13 protein-coding genes are annotated in these 18,175 nt (G+C 27.5%); 1 reads left to right on the forward strand and 12 read right to left on the reverse strand.

The genetic code is table 11. The annotated features are described in order from the left end of the window. Positions 1-253 precede the first annotated feature (253 nt). The 3 genes from OW763_RS03195 to OW763_RS03205 are packed head-to-tail and all read right to left on the reverse strand — an operon-like array spanning position 254 to position 844. A complete protein-coding gene (locus tag OW763_RS03195; RefSeq protein ID WP_268039614.1) occupies positions 254-397 on the reverse strand; it encodes a hypothetical protein in 144 nt (47 codons plus the stop codon). A 30-nt stretch (positions 398-427) separates the two neighbouring features. Continuing rightward, positions 428-625, reverse strand: a complete 198-nt coding sequence (locus tag OW763_RS03200; protein ID WP_268039615.1) for a hypothetical protein — start codon at positions 623-625, stop codon at positions 428-430. Between the two features lie 18 nt (positions 626-643). Next, complete coding sequence (locus tag OW763_RS03205) at positions 644-844, reverse strand: small, acid-soluble spore protein, H family (RefSeq protein ID WP_268039616.1); 201 nt, start codon at positions 842-844, stop codon at positions 644-646. A 191-nt stretch (positions 845-1,035) separates the two neighbouring features. Here OW763_RS03205 and OW763_RS03210 point away from each other — a divergent pair, with 191 nt between their 5' ends. Then, the gene (locus OW763_RS03210) at positions 1,036-1,704 is read left to right on the forward strand and encodes a LysM peptidoglycan-binding domain-containing protein (protein ID WP_268039617.1); all 669 of its coding nucleotides are present in this window, start codon (positions 1,036-1,038) and stop codon (positions 1,702-1,704) included. Between the two features lie 42 nt (positions 1,705-1,746). On the opposite strand, the gene OW763_RS03215 is transcribed toward OW763_RS03210, so the two are convergent. The 9 genes from OW763_RS03215 to OW763_RS03255 form a co-directional block, all read right to left on the reverse strand. Further along, entirely contained in the window at positions 1,747-4,176 is a 2,430-nt protein-coding gene (locus OW763_RS03215; protein ID WP_268039618.1) for a glycogen/starch/alpha-glucan phosphorylase, read from the reverse strand. A gap of 39 nt (positions 4,177-4,215) precedes the next feature. Then, positions 4,216-5,646: a glycogen synthase GlgA gene (gene glgA, locus OW763_RS03220; RefSeq protein ID WP_268039619.1), complete on the reverse strand. Its 1,431-nt coding sequence runs from the start codon at positions 5,644-5,646 to the stop codon at positions 4,216-4,218. Between the two features lie 158 nt (positions 5,647-5,804). Then, positions 5,805-7,124, reverse strand: coding sequence for a methyl-accepting chemotaxis protein (locus OW763_RS03225; protein ID WP_268039620.1), 1,320 nt, complete (start codon positions 7,122-7,124; stop codon positions 5,805-5,807). Between the two features lie 169 nt (positions 7,125-7,293). Next, positions 7,294-8,256 carry a 3'-5' exoribonuclease YhaM family protein gene (locus tag OW763_RS03230; protein ID WP_268039621.1) on the reverse strand — a complete coding sequence of 321 codons (963 nt, stop codon included), beginning with the start codon at positions 8,254-8,256 and terminating at the stop codon, positions 7,294-7,296. Between the two features lie 72 nt (positions 8,257-8,328). Beyond that, on the reverse strand, positions 8,329-12,090 hold the full coding sequence (addA, locus tag OW763_RS03235; RefSeq protein ID WP_268039622.1) for a helicase-exonuclease AddAB subunit AddA: 3,762 nt from the start codon (positions 12,088-12,090) through the stop codon (positions 8,329-8,331). 16 nt (positions 12,091-12,106) lie between these two features. Beyond that, positions 12,107-15,487 (reverse strand): helicase-exonuclease AddAB subunit AddB, encoded by a 3,381-nt coding sequence (addB, locus tag OW763_RS03240; RefSeq protein WP_268039623.1) that lies wholly within the window; start codon positions 15,485-15,487, stop codon positions 12,107-12,109. A gap of 260 nt (positions 15,488-15,747) precedes the next feature. Continuing rightward, positions 15,748-16,566 (reverse strand): adenosylmethionine decarboxylase, encoded by an 819-nt coding sequence (gene speD / locus OW763_RS03245; protein WP_268039624.1) that lies wholly within the window; start codon positions 16,564-16,566, stop codon positions 15,748-15,750. A gap of 159 nt (positions 16,567-16,725) precedes the next feature. After that, positions 16,726-17,616, reverse strand: a complete 891-nt coding sequence (locus OW763_RS03250) for a metallophosphoesterase (RefSeq protein WP_268039625.1) — start codon at positions 17,614-17,616, stop codon at positions 16,726-16,728. 206 nt (positions 17,617-17,822) lie between these two features. Beyond that, entirely contained in the window at positions 17,823-18,173 is a 351-nt protein-coding gene (locus tag OW763_RS03255) for a P-II family nitrogen regulator (protein ID WP_272507272.1), read from the reverse strand. Positions 18,174-18,175 lie beyond the last annotated feature (2 nt).

Here is an 18,175-nt window from a genome sequence, read left to right on the forward strand (position 1 = left end):
TATAAATTTCATCTATAAAAATAAATTCTTATAAAAATTTATAAAACCATGCATGCCTTAAAATACGTTTAATCACAAAATAATTTTTAAACTTCAAAAAATAAAAATACACTATCTCAAAATAAATAAAAAAATACAATATACAGTATTATTTTCAAATTAGAAACCAATATATTATATATAAAATCTATTTTGAGACAGCGCCTTTTATCAATACTTAAATTTTTTTATTATCATTACAAAAATATTCTGCCTATGAATATCTTTTTATAGCCATTAAATAATCATTTGTATCAATTTCGTTATTAAGTATTTTTTCTAGTTCTTTCAGTCTCTTTTGTTCATCTTCTGTTAAATTAACATCTTTTATTTTGGATTCTATATACTCTTTCTGCATAATATTTCCCCTCAATTAACTTTATTTTTATTAATGTAGTCCTTCTATTTTGTTATACAGATCATGAGCCATTATTTCAAATTCATTATAGCTATCTGGAACTCTGTTTATGTAGTCAATCAAGCAATTGTTATTATTAAAAACCTCTATTCTTCCTGTAGTTTCATTTGCTTTAAACAAAAATTTCCCTATTTTTGTTTCATAAACTTTCCTATTGATAAACACCATAACATCTCCACCAATCATTTATTGTCTTGTTACTGCTGGATCTCCTGTGTTATCTAATTCTTTAACATATACTCCAAATATTTCTCTTGTATCTAAAGTTCTAACTTGTGCTGTTTCAGTATCTTTATTAATAGATTCAATCCATACTGGATGGCCTTTATACATTATGTCAATATTTTTCTGATTAGTTAGGACTTTTTCAATATTTTTCATATTCATTTTTATCTCCTCCTTATCTAACTTTTATTAGATTTAGATAAATAAAAATTTACCTATTATATAAGAGTCTTTCTAAAAGCCTCTGAAAATATGTAAAAAAAATTTGTGAAAAAAATTCCTACTTAAATGTATTAAAAATTAACTATTGTCAATAATCCAAATAGTACTACTTTGAAAGGAGAAGTAAAATTATGAAAAAATTCAAGAAACCATTAATACTAATTTGTTCCGGTATCGTATTGTTTTTAGGAGTATTTTTCATGACAAGAAGTTTAAATAATTTAATACAAGCTTCTAATACCGAAACACCTATTAGTATAGATAAAAACTCAGTTAAATCCAATTCTAATGAAAAAGATACAAAATTAAATGAACAAAAGAACACTGAAACTCAACCTGATATTACCAATGATAAAGATTCAAAGGAAGAAGACAAAAGTGACAGTAAAGATACAGCAACTTTATATGATGAAAAACATGAATACTATACTGTAAAATCTGGTGATTCATTATATAGCATTGCTAAAACATTAATGCCTTGGAGTTCTATAAACAATGCTAAAAAAATGCTTATAGAAATAAATGACATTAAAAATTCAGAAATTTTACCTGTAGGTGTACATTTACTCATCCCTGAAAATCCTATAGATACTGAAAACTGTATAAAATATACTATAGGTGAAGGTGATACTTTATACAACGTAGCCCAAAAATATTTTCCTACTTCAAACCCTAATAATGTTGTAAGTGTAATAATGGAGAAAAATAACATAAATGATCCTACATCTGTTACTGAAGATAGGGTTATATACATTCCTAAAAACTACATTGACCATACCCAAGATACAGCAAAAAAATAAAAAATAAGGAATATTGCATTGCAATATTCCTTATTTTTTATACTATTTTTTATTTTTAATGTTCCAAATTTCATTTGCATATCGAGATATAGTGTTATCACTGGAAAACACTCCAGAATGTGCAATATTAGTTATGCACATTTCCTGCCATTTTGATTTTTGTCTATAAAGATTATCGACTTTCTCTTGAGCCTGTACATAAGAATCAAAATCCTTTAATACAAAGTATTCATCATTACGTTCTATTAAATTATTATATATATTTCTAAACTCTGAACTTGGTACACCAAAATATCCATTCATCATCTTATCTATTACATTATGAATTCTAGAATCGCTATTATATATATCTCTTGAAAAATATCCTCCATTCATTTCATAATTCATAACTTCTTCTGCTGTCATTCCAAAAATAATTATATTATTATCTCCAACTTTATTTCTTATTTCTACATTTGCTCCATCTAGAGTAGCTACAGTAACAGCCCCATTCATCATAAATTTCATATTTCCTGTACCTGATGCTTCCTTTGAAGCAGTTGATATCTGTTCACTTATATCAGCACAAGGAATTATTTTTTCTGCTAAAGATACTCTATAATTCTCTAGAAATACAATTTTTATTTTATCATTTATATCTTTATCATTATTTATTTTATTTGCAACAGTATTTATCAATTTTATTACTTCTTTTGCCAAATAATAATTAGGTGAAGCTTTTGCTCCAAAAACGAAAGTTCTTGGAATTATATCTATATTAGGATTTTCTTTTAATCTATTGTACATATGCATTATATTGAATAAATTGAGAACTTGTCTTTTATATGCATGTAATCTTTTAACTTGCACATCAAAAATTGAGGCTGGATCAACATTTATTTTGTATTGCTTTTTTATTTCATTTGCAAATTTAATCTTGTTATCTCTTTTTATATTATATATTTCTTCTTGAACCGACTTATCTTTAGAATATTTTAATAATTTTATAAGTTTTTCAGGAGTTTTAATCCATTCATCTCCTATAGTTTTACTTATACACCTAGCAAGCTCTGGATTAGCTTGAATCAACCATCTTCTATGAGTTATTCCATTAGTCTTATTATTAAATTTGTGTGGAAACATCTGATAAAAATCATTAAGTTCTCTCTTCTTTAATATCTCTGTATGCAGCCTGGCAACACCATTTACTGAGTAACTACCTACTATAGCTAAATTAGCCATTCTAACTTTTCCATTACTTAATATAGACATATCTTTTACTTTATTAGGATCATTTTTATATTTTAATAATATTTCACCAATAAATCTTCTATTTATCTCTTCAATAATCATATAAATTCTAGGAAGAAGTTTTTTAAATATATCTTCTGGCCATTTTTCAAGTGCTTCAGCCATTATAGTATGATTTGTATATGATATTGTTTTAGTTGTTATCTCCCAAGCTTCATCCCAATTTAACTCATGTTCATCCATAAGAATTCTCATAAGTTCTGGTACTGCTAGTGAAGGATGTGTATCATTAATATGAATAGCAATATATTTATATAATTCTCTTATTGGCTTATTAAGTTTTTTATAGCTTCTAATTATACTTTGAATCCCAGCACTTACAAAAAAGTATTGCTGTTTTAATCTTAAAATCTTACCTTCAATATGAGAATCATCTGGATACAAAACCTGTGAAATAGATTCTACAGCTGATTTATGCTCTACAGCCTTAGAATAATTTCCACTCTTGAAAAAATTAAAATCTAAGTCCTTGTCCTTTTCTACAGTTTCAGCACTCCAAAGCCTTAAAGTATTTACTGTTTTATTTTTATAGCCAATTATTGGAGTATCATAAGGTATTGCTTTTACAGCATTATACCCCTCATGCTTAAAATTTAATCTTCCATTATTCATATAAGAAATTATTTTCCCATAAAATTTAACTATTACAGCTTTATTATCCTTCCTAGTTTCCCATACATTACCTTTTACTAACCAATTATCAGGTATTTCTACTTGATATCCATCAACTATTTTTTGTTCAAATAAACCATATTTATATCTTATTCCACATCCATGCCCTGGAATTTCCAAAGATGCCATGGAATCCAAAAAGCATGCTGCTAATCTTCCAAGTCCACCATTTCCAAGTCCAGCGTCCTTCTCGGCTTCTTCTAATTCATTCATGTCAATCCCTAATTCTTTTAAAGCCTCTTCACATTCCTTTTCTATTCCTAAATTAATCAGATTACTTTTTAATAACCTTCCAATTAAAAATTCCATAGAAAAATAATAAACCTGTTTTTCATAATTTTTTCTATATTCTTTATTAGTTTTCATCCAGTTTTCAGCACAGTATTCTTTAATTAAACTTCCAAAAACTAAATATTTATGAAGAAGCGGTGCTTCATTTATATCTTCTGAAAACATACTTATAAGCTTTCTTTTAAAATCCTTTTTTATCGTCTCCTTATCGAGATTCATATTATGCACCCCTTAAAATTGATAAATTTAATAAGAATGTTACGATAAAACATTATTATAAAGTTGAATATATTGATTTGCTGATTTATTCCAGCCATATTCTTGCGTTATAGCTCTTTTGACCAACATATTCCATATTTCCTTTTTATAATAAAAATATATAGCTCTTCTTATCGTACAAAGCATATCATGGGCATTAAATCTATGAAATGTAAATCCATTTCCTTCTTGTGTGAATTCGTTATAAGACTGAACAGTGTCATTTAAACCACCTGTTTCACGAACAATTGGAATACTTCCATATCTTAAAGCTATAAGTTGACTTATTCCACATGGTTCAAATCTAGATGGCATTAAAAACATGTCTGATGATGCATATATTTTTTGTGCTAAATAATCATCAAAAAATATATTTGCAGACATTTTATCTGGATATTTATAAGCTAAAAACTTAAACATGTCTTCATAATTTCGTGATCCAGTTCCTAAGACTACAACTTGAACGTTTTCTTGAAGAATTTCTTCAAGAACTTCATTTACTAAATCCAATCCTTTTTGTTCTTCAAGTCGAGTAACCATAGCAATCATAGGTATATCTCCATTTACAGGTAAATTCAACATTTCTTGAAGTTTCATTTTATTTTTAGTTTTATTTTCTAGATTATTCTCATTATAATTAAAAAATAGCTTTGAATCAGTTGCTGGATTATTAACTTCAGTATCAATTCCATTTAATATACCATATAAATCACTGTCTCTACTTTGCAGTAATCCATGTAATCCCTCTCCAAAGTATTCATACTTTATTTCTTGTGCATAAGTAGGACTTACTGTTGTAACTGCATTTGAATATTTAATTCCACCTTTCATAAAAGAAATAGCATCATAATACTTAAGTTTATCCTCTGAAAAGTATTCATTACTTAAGTTTAATAACTCACCTAACAATTTTTTTGGAAATACTCCTTGATATTTCAAATTGTGTATTGTAAGAACAGTCTTCATATTATTATATTCCCATATATCATTATAGTGTTCCTTAAGTACAGGAATAATTGCACTATGCCAATCATTACAATGTAAAATATCAGGAACAAAATTATCAAAATGACTTATACTTTCTAGTACAGCTTTAGAAAAAAATGCAAATTTTTCTCCATCATCATAATCTCCATAAGGTATTGGTCTTTTAAAATAATATTCATTATCTATAAAATAAAAAGGAACTCCATCTTCCTCCAATTTTAATAATCCACAATATTGATTTCTCCACCCTACTTGAACATTAAATTCACTTATTCTTTCCATTCTATTCCTATACCATTCTGGAATTTCAATATATTTAGGTATTATAACTCTCACATCAATGCCTAATTTTCTTAGCTCCTTTGGTAATGCATAAGATACATCGCCAAGTCCTCCTGTTTTAATAAATGGATAAGCTTCTGATGAAATAAATAAAACCTTCATTACTATACATCTCCCCCCATCTTGCATATAGATATCTTGAATATTATTGTTTAAATTACATTTTTTACCTATTAATTATATCATACTATTTTAATATTTAAAGACAATATCTATAATTTTTAAATAAAAAAAGATGTTCAATTTTTATAGAACATCTTTTAAACAAATTTATATCTAGAAATAAGCTCTTCTAATTCTTTAGAAACAACATTTAAATTTTCAGCTGAAGATACTACTTCTATCAAACTTTCTGTATAATTCTGTGCATCTGAACTTATTTCTTCAGTTATTGCTAAAGCTTCTTGCGCAACACCAGCACCTTCATTTATATTATTGATTACCTCATCTTTGTCCATATCTATATCGCTTAATGAAACATTTACTTCTTTTACACTAGCTTCAAGTATATCAATACAATTATCTATATTTTCAAAACTCAATGTAGTTACTTCTATGCTTTTTTCAGTAGCAGAGTTTAATTTGATAAAATATTTTATTTTTTCTAACACTGAATTAATTGCATTAGTTATTTCATTTAAAACTTTATCTATATCAGTAACATACACAGATGATTCTTCTGCAAGTTTTTTAACCTCTTCTGCTACTACTACAAATCCTCTTCCAGCAGCTCCTGCTCTAGCAGCTTCTATACTTGCATTTAATGATAATAAATTAGTTTGTTCTGATATTTGTTTTATTGTACTTGTAATATTTGATATTTTAGCTGAATTAAGTGCTAACCTCTCCACTTCATGTACTGCATCTTCATTAGCTTTTTTAGTTTTTTTAAATACACCTTTTAACTGATACACTTCTTCTTTTCCTTCATTTGTAGATTCCTTTACAATATCTGATGCTTCTATCATATTTATTCCATCTTGTATAGATTTCTCTATTTCCTTACCTAATTGGTTAGCATTATTGGCTCCATCTTCTAATTTTTTCGCTTGTATTAATGTACCATCTGCTATATGATTCATTGCATTTGACACTTTGTCTGATATTGTATTTGCATCTTGTGACATTATGCACAATTTTTGTGATGATTTTTTTAAAGAATCAGAATAAATTTTCATTCCCTGTAAAATTACTACTGTATTATCTATCATTTCATTTAAAGAATCTACTGTATCTTGTGCTTCAATATACTCTATATCATTTCTATCAACTTTTTGTGAAAAATCCCCATCCCTTAATTTATTAATAATATAAGAAATCTTATTCAATGGTTTTAGTATCTTTCTTAAAACTATTTTAGATATAAAACTTGCAATTAATATAGATACTATACTTACTCCTAAAACAGTATATATATACCCTAAATTATTTGTGGTTTCATCAATACACATATAAGCTGAAAAAATACTTATAAAAACAATTGGCACAGCTATAACTAACAAATTTATTCCTAATATATAGTTTTTTAAACTTTTTTCTTTGGTTTTTCTCTGATTAACTTTTGTAGATTTTATTTCCATGCATATACTCCTCTCAACACTAATTGAAATTTCTTTTTAATTGATTATTGTTATCATATATAATTATACATATTGGAATATAATAAGTCAATTACCTATTATTATACTATCGAAAAAACAAAAGCATATAATGCTGGAAATATATCCCTCTGCATTATATGCTTTCTTATTAAAAACTTTTACTTGGTTTATATATTTTTCTTTTTTCTAAAGACCAAATACTGTTAGAAAACTCTCCTTCTTTAGTCTCATTCAAAGCTTTGTTCATATCATAAAGACTAGCATCCAATATATCCAAATAATGAAGCATTTGAGCTTCAGGAATCATAGGTTTTTTTGGACTTCCATATTCAGCCTCATAATGATGAGATAAAATCATATGTTGAAGAAGCATAGTAATTTCTTTATCTGCACCTACTTTTTGAGCTGTGACTTCTATCTTTTTAACTCCCTCAATTATATGTCCAAGTAGCTGCCCTTCTACTGTATAGTCACTTACAATTCCAAGCTCACTTGCATCCATTTCATCAATTTTACACATATCATGAAGTATAACTCCACCATACAATAAATCAGTGTTTATAAACGTATAGATTTCACTTAATTTTTCCCCTGCTTTAAGCATTGTTGTTGTATGATATAAAAGTCCAGCTCTTACAGCATGATGATTCTTTTTAGCAGCAGGATAATGCATCAATTTATCTGCCATTTCATCTATAATTGTTTCAACAATATTTTTTATATCTTCATTTTCAATTTTAGAAATATACCTTATAACTTCATCATACATTTTCTCTGGAGAATATGGTGCTGATGGTACAAAATCAGATATATCTACACCCTCATTCTCACTACCAACTCTTATTCTATCAATTTTGAACTGCATATTCCCCTGCCATAAAGTAACACTACCTCTAACCTTTATTAACACATTAGGTTTATATAGTTCTTCATCTCCTTCATTATAGTTCCAAAGTTTTGCGTTAATCTCTCCCGTTTTATCACTTATTGTAAAATCTAAATACTTTTTACTATTACTGGCTGTTCTACATTCTGAACTCTTGATCAAGAAAAAACCATCTACTCTGTCATTAACTTCAAATTCCTCTATTTTTTTAACTAATATATCCATAATGGACCCCCTCGACTTCTTAATTAATAGTTAATAATTATTAGTTAATAGTTATATAATTATGCTATACTCTTAATTCACTAAAACTTCTTTATTATTATAAAATAAATATAAATATTTTTCCTTAACTTTTTTATTTGTTATTTTCTCAATTGCTTTTGCATAGTATTCTAGCTGTACTCTATATTTGTCTTTTATAATTTCTATATTTCCGTCTTTAACGTAATCTGTTTTATAATCTAATAAAACTATTTCTCCATCTTCTTCAAAATAGCAATCTATAATACCTTGAAGCATAATATACTCTTTATTATATTTTTCTTCTGGAAGTTCTTTATATACCTCTGTACTTCTAAGCTCTATATGAAAAGGAACTTCTCTATATACATTTTCTGCATTCATAATTCGTTTTCCTATGCTTGAATAAAAAAACTTTAATATTTTATCTATACTAATATTTTCAGCTTGTTCTTTAGTAATCAATTCTTTATTTACTAATTCTTTAATCTGTATTTCTATTTCAGCTTCATTTAATTCCTTATTATAATCAATTCGCTGCATAACTGCATGCATCGCAGTACCCTTTTCAGCTGCTGTAGACTTTCTATCCTTTTCTAGAAAAGTAGGTCTTTTAACAAGCTTTGGAGCATAAAGGTTTTGTGAACCATCATTATAAAGCTCATTGTTTCTTATTCTTTTTAGCTCTGTAACAGTAAGAAGAGTAGGAAGTTTTGAAGCTTTAATATATGGATATTCCCATTCCAATCTTCTTTTAATTTCATCATGATATTTACTATGCTGTATTATTGTATCTATAGTTATATCTTCTTTATCCATATCTTCTTTTTTTTGTATGTTTTTATCTATAATATCGTTTTTATTATATAATTTTATACTCCATTTAGAACTATCTTTTAATAAATTAGATACTTCATATTCTTCTATAGACGCTTCTTGCCTTAATACAATTCCATCTTTATGTCTGATTATAGATGGTACAATCCAATCAAGGTAGTTCCTTGCTTTTAACATCTCATATTCTGGAAGCTTTTTATCATCATCATCAAGTCCATAAGACCATTTCTTAATAGACTTTTGTATATCCTTTACTGATCCTGTCATTATGAGCTTTTCTTTAGCTCTTGTTAGTGCAACATAAAGAATTCTCATTTCTTCTGATAAACTTTCCATTTTTATTTTCTTTTTTAATGCCTGTTTTAACACAGTCTCATAAGAAATTCTTTTTTCTAAATTAACATATTTAGGTCCTAATCCTAGCTGCTGATGAAAAAGAATACTTTCATTTAAATCCTGCATATTAAAATTCTTGCCAAGTCCAGATAAAATTACAACAGGGAACTCAAGTCCCTTACTTTTATGAATACTCATTATTCTAACTACATTTTCATTTTCTCCAAGTATTTTAGCACTTCCCATATCTCCACTGCTTACTTTTAATTTATTTATAAAATTTATAAAATTAAATAGTCCTTTATAGCTTGTTTGCTCATATTGCCTAGCTCTTTGGAAAAGCACTCTAAGATTTGCTTGTCTTTGAACTCCTCCTGCCATAGCCCCTACATATCCATAATAACCAGTATCGGTATATAGATACCATATGAATTCATCTATAGGCATATGAATAGCTTTATCTCTCCAAATATCTAATCTATTTAAAAATTGTCTGCATTTATTTCTTAATTTATATTCAAACTCTTCACTTTCTCCTGCTATTTTAAGTACTTCGAAAAAATTTAATTTTTTATCTACAAGCCTTATATCAATTAACTCCTCTGGCGTAAAAGAAGCTATAGGCGCTCTTAAAACAGCAATAAGAGGTATATCCTGTATTGGATTATCTATTATTTGAAGTAACGCTAATATAGTTTTAACCTCTAAAGTTTCAAAATACCCATTTCCCGTATCTGCATAAGCTGGTATTAAATTTTCTTTTAGTTCCTCTAAAAATATAGGAGCCCAACTTGATGTACTTCTTAAAAGTATAACTATATCTTTATATTCTACTTTTCTGTATTCTTTGGTATCTTTATCAAAAATTTTAAATACAGGTCCTTCCTTAGGGTTTACAAGCTCATTTATATTTTTTGCAATAAGCCTTGCTTCTATTTGTATGTTTGTAGGTATCTCTTCTTGTGTATCTCCATCTACCTCTAATGCCTTATTTAAAACATTTTCTTCATACTCATTATTACTACTCTTCTCTATAATATGAAGTTCAGTTTTCCCACCTACTAAAGCATTTTCATCACTGCACTTAGGATATTCTGCTCCTAAATTTAAAGCTTCCTTCTCATCATAATCAAGTTCTCCCATATTTACTGACATTATCTGTTCAAAAATAAAATTAACAGCATAAAGTATTTCTTTTCTACTTCTAAAATTCTTAAATAGGGTTATTTTTCTTTCTGCGTCCCCTTCTTCTAGAGTATATGAATTATACTTTTTAAGAAATATTTCTGGTTTTGCCTGCCTGAATCTATAGATACTCTGCTTTACATCCCCAACCATAAACACATTATTACTTCTACCTGTTACTTCATCTTTTCTAGCTATAGAATTTATAATTGCCTCTTGAACATCATTACTATCCTGATATTCATCAACAAGAATTTCATCATGTTTTTCTCTTAACTTTAAAGCTTCCTTAGATGGAACTATTTTTCCTTCTTCATTCTTCTCCGTTAATATTTGAAGACAAAAATGTTCAAAATCATTAAAATCTATAATTCCTCTTTCTTGTTTTGCTACTGCATATTTTTCAATAAACTTTATTACAAGACTTGAAAGTGCTTTCATAATAGGATAAAGCTCTATTATATCCAAAGTTGTTTCCTTACTTCCATACATAACTACTTTCTTTTGCATATCATCTTTAATCTGCTTTTTTACTTTATCCCTGATGTCCTTCACCTTATTTTGAACCTGTTTATACTCACATTTTTTACAAGATTTTAGCCTTTTAAAATTTACATTTAAAAATTCATCATATAAGCTATCCCATGAATTTTTAGATGCCAATATTAAATCCTGTATCATATGAACTTCTTCTGTGAAAGTCTCTTCATATGGCTCTAAACCTTCTGTGTTTTTTATAATATTTAATGCATTTATCATAATCTTGTAAAGACCTTGAAGCTCTATATTTATATCTTCCATTAATATTTTAGCCCACTTAGATTCTCCAAAATCATAATCTACATCCACATTAAAATCTTCTGCCATTTGATTTATAAGTTCCTTAGGATATGGTGAACTCATAGCAAAATTATAAAGCTTCAGAACTAAATTTTGAATTACAAAATCATCCTTATTATTACTATAAGATTCTATAAGCTTTAAAAATTCTATACTGCAATTATCATCTTCATATTCTTCCTCAAACATCTGCTCTAATGTTTCTTGTTTTAAAAGTATTATCTCTGTTTGATCAGCAATTCTAAAGTTAGGATCTATATCTAAACAGTGGAAATTATTCCTTATAACTTCAAGACAAAAAGAATGGATTGTAGTTATACTAGCTTTATTTAACAAAGTAAGCTGTCTTTGGAGCTGTCTTGATTTTGGATGAAGTTTTAATTCTTTGCTTATAGCCTTTGCTATTCTCTCTTTCATTTCTGATGCAGCTGCATTAGTAAATGTTACAACAAGTAATTTATCTATATCTATAGGATTTTTAAAATTTGTTATCATTTTTATTATTCTTTCAACAAGTACCGCAGTTTTTCCAGAACCAGCAGCTGCTGCCACTAAAAGGTTGCATCCGTGAGTTTCGATTGCTGCTTGCTGCTCCTGCGTCCACTTTACATCTGACAATATTTTCACCCCAATCTTATTCTAACAATTTCCAAACGTCTTCATCTTTCAAATCATTTATAACTTTATGGTTGTTATCCTCAAAACTGTTGTCGAATTGACATACAGCAGAATACATGCAATACTTACATGCTTCAGATTTAGTATTTTTAAAAGGCTTTATTTTAATATCCCCTTTAAGCATTCTTTCACAAGTTTTAACTAAGTTACTTTTAACATGTTGTCTTAATTTATTAAACTGTTCTTTTGTTCCTACAGAAGATTTTCCAAGTACATCTCCTTTATTAAGTCTTGCAGGAATTATTAAAGATTGACCTTCTATTTTTCTGTCCATTTCCTTAATGATATCAACATCCGCAAGAAGAAGACCTTTCATTTTTAGTGCTTTCAATATTTCTTTTTCTATTTCTTGTTCTGAAAGGTTTCTCTTTCCTTTTATAATAGGATCATCAATCTTAAAATATAAAACTCCTCCAGGAAATACTGGTTCTTTTTCTTTTAATTCTTCATTTGTAAGAATTGCATCTAAGTAAGTTAACAGCTGTATTTGAAGTCCATAATATACATCTGATAGATTAAAATCTTTATTACCAGATTTATAATCAATTATTCTATAATAATGCTTATCTTCTAAACTCAATTTATCAATTCTATCTATTCTTCCTATGAGTTTAACCTTTTCACCATTTGAAAGTTCTATTTCAATTGGTGGATACTTTCCACCATCATCAAAATCAACTTCGTATCCAATAGGCTGAAAACCGCTTCGTTTCATATGTTCAACTATAACCATAATAGTCTTTATCAGAACCCTCTTCAATCTTTCAGTAAAATACCTATATCTTGGTGAACTATTAAAGATTGAACCTAGCTCATCATTAACCATTGTATCAACTATATTATTAACAGTTTCAATACACCATTCTTCCTCAATTTCATACCAGTTCATTGAGTTTTTATCCACAGTTTTAGAAAACTCATCAATAACCGTGTGCATAAATGTACCTAAATCCGGTGGATTAAGTGCAAAAATTTTTCTTTCTTTTGCTTTAAGTCCATATTGAACATAATATGAAAAAGGACATTCTTCATATTTTTCAAGTCTTGAAACACTAAAATATAACTTTTTCCCATAAAGTTTTCTTATTTTTTCTTCGTTTATTAAGTTAACTGCATTTGTATATGCCGCTGCTGAAAAAACTATTTTACACTTTTTTTTCCACTCATCATCATTGCTATAAAAACTATATACATCACTCCAAAGAGGACTTGTTTTCACTTCACAATTATCTTTCCTTAAAACTGATACAAGCTTATTAAACGTAGGTGTTTTTCTTGAAATAAACTCTAAATTTTCATTATCATTAACTGCCTCTATAATATCACTTTCCTCAGTTATATTAGGAAAGATTTCTTTAAGCCTTGAAACTATTATAGAAGGTCTGGAGGTTTTTCCTTCATGATCAGCTATAGGATAACATACGCTCAAGCATTTACTTGCAATTGTTAATGTCTTATATATTAAAAATTGTTCTTGAAAAGTTTGCATTTTTGTATCTTCTGCAAGCTCAACACCCATTTTTCTAAGTTTATCTCTATCTCCATCTGTTAGTATTCCCTCATCATTTATAACTGCTGGGAAAACGCCATCATTTACTCCAACTATATAAAGTACTTTAACAGAATGACTTCTAACTCTATCTATACTTGATACTAATACCTCATCTAAAGATGTTGGAATAAGTCCCATCTTATGCTCTCCGAAACCTATATATAAAATCTTTACAAACTCTTTCAACTCAATCTTCTCTTCTTTAAATACTTCAACTATCTGATCAAGTAACTCAATAACCATATTCCAAATTTGACTGTATTCATTAGCAAGTTCTTGGTTTCCTTCTTTCTTAAATCTATAAATCCAACCTTCTATTGTTTCATTAACTTTAATTTCGCATAAAAAATTATATAATGCCGTGCATATTTCTTCTGCATTATCTTTTCTTTTCAAATTAGAACTGAGTTTTACTAAAGGAGTAACAACTCTTTCACGTATAGGGTTTACCTTTTCAAGCAGTTCTTCTTTTCCATATTCCCACGCTTTTGACCATTTCTTTTTTCCTCTTATTCCATATGCCATCACATAATTTTCTAATATATCTATCTCTTCTTTATCAATATCTAACAATCCAGTTTTTAAATATCTAAATATTGATTCATAAGACCAATTTTTATTAAATATTTCTATTACAGAAGTTATAAGTATAATAAGAGGATTATCCTCTATATCTTTTTTTCTATCTATAAAACACGGAATTTCATATTCATTAAAAATTGTTTTAATTATTTTTTCGTAGTAACTTAAATCTCTAGTTACAACAGCAATATCTCTAAATCTCAAATTTTTATCTCTTGTAAGTTCTATAATTTCTTTTGCTATCTTTTCAATTTCAGAATAAGGATTTAGAGCCTTTATAATTTTCATATTTTCTGTTCTGTTGGTGTATGGTTTATGAGGATATTTAAAATAATTATTTTCAAGATGTCTTAATTCTTCATTATCATTAAACCTATCTAACTTTAAATTTTTAAGTTCAACTGGCTTTTCAAGCATAATACCATTTTCTCTTACAATTCTCATTATTCTTTGTTCTGTATTTTTAAGAGAAGTAAAGACATCTGCAACATCTATTTCATCATTACTATTCATACACAAAGTTATATTTACCTTTTTAGCTTTTTTCATAAGTTTTTCAATAATTTTATACTGCTGAGGAGTAAAAGATGTAAACTCATCCATCCATATTTCAGCATCATCCAGCATTTTTGATTCATCTAATTTTTTATAAAGCAAACTCAAATCATCTTCATTATCTATATAATTTTGATGGAGAGTATATTCAAATTCACCGAAAACATTACTTAAATCATACATTTTATCTTGTAAAAGCTCATCTTCTTCCATAAGTTTTATAGAATCTTTAAGTTCATCTGGATTAATATCATATCTTTTAAATTCAGTTATCATATCCGAAATAGTATTAACAAATCCCTGCTGATTTGCAGCAGTAGCAAAAACCTTAAACTTATCTCGCATTTTATTCATTATATTAAAAACAAGCATACATTTTCCCGAGGAATCCATATGCTGACGAGTAGCCCCTCCAACTTCATTAAATACCTTATAAGCAAGTCTTTCAAAACTGGTTACCTCTACATTTATAATCCCTGTTCCCTTAATTTCTTCTACTACATTCTTTTCAGCTTGAAATGAATACTGCTCAGGCACAATAAGAATCAACGGAGTTTTCTGCCCTTTTTCTAATTTTTTCTTGATTTGATCTATACAATAATAGCTCTTTCCACTTCCAGAACGCCCGTATATAAACCTTAAACTCAATATATTCACCTACTTTTATAACGTTCGACTGTTTGCCGAACGTTTATTCTCGTTCTAATTATAACATAAGACATCTTCAAAAAAATAACAAGTATACTGACTAGTTATTTTTGAAGATGCCTAAATAAATGATATAATTAATTTTGGAAAATATAATTATATCTAACATATTTTTAAAGTAACTTCATAAATCACTTTAAATTTTATACTTCAATTAAAAATAATAAATGAGCCTAGAAATACTAGACTCATTTTTCCACTTATAAATTAGGAACATTTTTACCATAAAAAATTTCTGTAATTTCTTTATTTAATTTATTAATAATTTCTTTTATTTCTTCTTCGGTCAAATCTTCTTTTTTGCTTTCAAATAAATAATTATCAAGTTTTAAATCTTTCAACCTCATTTTTGTATGAAATATATTAGACTGATATATATTCATGTCAATTAAATTGTATCTATCTATAGTTCTTTGAGCAATAAAATTTTGTATAGAGTTAATTTTATGATCTATAAAATGTTTTTTACCTTTAACATCTCTAGTAAAGCCTCTAACTCTATAGTCTACAGTAATAATATCCGAATCAAAACTTTCTATCAAATAATTTAAAGCATTTAAAGGGGAAATAGTACCACAAGTGGCAACATCAATATCTACTCTAAATGTGCTTATAGCCTTTTGAGGATGAGCCTCTGGATAAGTGTGTACTGTTACGTGGCTCTTATCTAAATGTCCTACTATATTTTCACGAGTTGGGGCTAAAATCCCTCTATTACATGATGAATCAAGGACATATAAAGGGACTTCTTCTTCTGAAATAAGTAATGTTACACTTGCTCCTTGTGGATCATAATCTTGTTTAGCAACATTTAGGACACTTGCTCCTATTATTTCTGTAACATCTGTAAGAATTTTTGTTAATCTTTCAGAGTTATATTGTTCATCAATATACTCAACATATTTTTTTCGATCTTCTTCAGTTTTTGTGTAACAAACATCATAAATATTAAAACTAAGTGATTTTGTTAAATTATTGAATCCATAAAGTTTTAGCTTATTTTTGTTAAACTTAGCCAATATCATTCCCCCTTTCTAATATAGTTTACTAGAAAATTATATAATTTTTAGCTTCTTTGTCAATATGTAATTTTTACTACTTATTCAAGTTTTACCCATGCTTAATTTTAAACTTATTATTACTTTTAAAATAAAATTTTTAATTCTTAAATTAACACCCTAGTTGAAAAAGCCCTGTAGTTTTAGTGGACCTTCTATTATGTCCCTATCTATATATAGTGTTCCATCATCTTTTGTTTTGATACTCCATTCTACTAACATTATCTTATCATTTACAATTTCAATTCCTGTTATACAATGTGGATGAACACAACTACCATCGTTGAAATATGGAGTTTGTCCTGGTTCTGGAAACATAGGTCTATGAGTGTGTCCTGCAATAACCATTTGATTATTAGCTTTTATCCATTTTATAATTTTTCTTTCAGTAATTTTTTTTCTTTTATAATTTTTTGATGCACTTGTTGGATCTTTAAATCCAAAATATAATTCTAAAGGTCTCCATATATATCTAATTAAAAATCTGCTAAGCCACCAAAAAGTATCATTAATAAAATCTCCTTGATGTCCATGCACAGCAAAGATTTTATTTTCTGTACCTTTATATCTAAGAATTATTCCCTCATGAACTTCAATATTTTCAAATAAAGACTCATACTTTTTTTTACTTTCATTATAATAATATAGATTTTTTCTAACGAATTTTTTGCTTTTTTTTACAACATCATGATTTCCCCAAATCATATATAATCGTTTTTTAATATAAAATTTTCTCATAAGCTTAAAAACATCACTATGAGCTTCTTTTATATCAAAAAACTTTCTATTTTCCCAAAGTTCATCCCCATCACCCAATTCAATATATATGAAGTCATTGTTATAATAATACTTTAATGCAGCATAGAAAACATTTCTATTATGAGCAAAATTATCTGCCCAACTACTATTTCCTCTATGACAATCACTAATTAATACTATCTTAGCTGAATCATCAATGACTATTTCTTTTGATGATTTAAATACTTGTGTTAGCCTCTTAAAAGTGGACATATAACATCCCCCTTATATGAAAATTTAAATATTTTATAGTAAATAATTTTTTGTCTATTAATTTCTAATTACAATATATGGTTTAATATTTCAATTAGTTCTAACTAATCTTTTCATTAATTAAACTTAGATATTAAAAATAAATTACTTCATAATAAAAAAAATGTCTCAAAATGAGTTTTGAAATCATTTTGGGACATTTCCTTTTATAGAGCGTCTTTTCCTTCTTCTCCTGTTCTAATTCTTATGACATTTGATACATCATAAATAAATATTTTTCCGTCACCTACTCTTCCCGTATTAAGAATTTTTTTAGCTGTTTCAACCACTAATTCTACTGGGACTTCACAAACTACAATTTCCACTTTTACTTTTGGAAGTACATTAGTTTCATAAGGGACTCCTCTGTAATACTCCGTAATTCCTTTTTGCATTCCACAACCTAGAACCTGAGTTACAGTCATACCTGTTACTCCAATTTGACTTAAAGCTTCTTTTAAATCTTCAAATTTATTACTTCTAGTTATTATTTCAATTTTTGTAATTTTATTTCCCATAC

The organism is Clostridium aestuarii, assembly GCF_026735135.1.
Lineage (GTDB): Bacteria > Bacillota > Clostridia > Clostridiales > Clostridiaceae > Clostridium_H > Clostridium_H aestuarii.

What these genes read in the sequence shown, in the direction of transcription:
- OW763_RS03195 (WP_268039614.1), bottom strand. Translation starts at nt 397, where the DNA reads ATGCAGAAAGAGTATATAGAATCCAAAATAAAAGATGTTAATTTAACA.
- OW763_RS03210 (WP_268039617.1), top strand. Translation starts at nt 1,036, where the DNA reads ATGAAAAAATTCAAGAAACCATTAATACTAATTTGTTCCGGTATCGTA.
- OW763_RS03205 (WP_268039616.1), bottom strand. Translation starts at nt 844, where the DNA reads ATGAATATGAAAAATATTGAAAAAGTCCTAACTAATCAGAAAAATATT.
- glgA (WP_268039619.1), bottom strand. Translation starts at nt 5,646, where the DNA reads ATGAAGGTTTTATTTATTTCATCAGAAGCTTATCCATTTATTAAAACA.
- OW763_RS03230 (WP_268039621.1), bottom strand. Translation starts at nt 8,256, where the DNA reads ATGGATATATTAGTTAAAAAAATAGAGGAATTTGAAGTTAATGACAGA.
- OW763_RS03200 (WP_268039615.1), bottom strand. Translation starts at nt 625, where the DNA reads ATGGTGTTTATCAATAGGAAAGTTTATGAAACAAAAATAGGGAAATTT.
- OW763_RS03215 (WP_268039618.1), bottom strand. Translation starts at nt 4,176, where the DNA reads ATGAATCTCGATAAGGAGACGATAAAAAAGGATTTTAAAAGAAAGCTT.
- OW763_RS03225 (WP_268039620.1), bottom strand. Translation starts at nt 7,124, where the DNA reads ATGGAAATAAAATCTACAAAAGTTAATCAGAGAAAAACCAAAGAAAAA.
- OW763_RS03255 (WP_272507272.1), bottom strand. Translation starts at nt 18,173, where the DNA reads ATGGGAAATAAAATTACAAAAATTGAAATAATAACTAGAAGTAATAAA.
- OW763_RS03250 (WP_268039625.1), bottom strand. Translation starts at nt 17,616, where the DNA reads ATGTCCACTTTTAAGAGGCTAACACAAGTATTTAAATCATCAAAAGAA.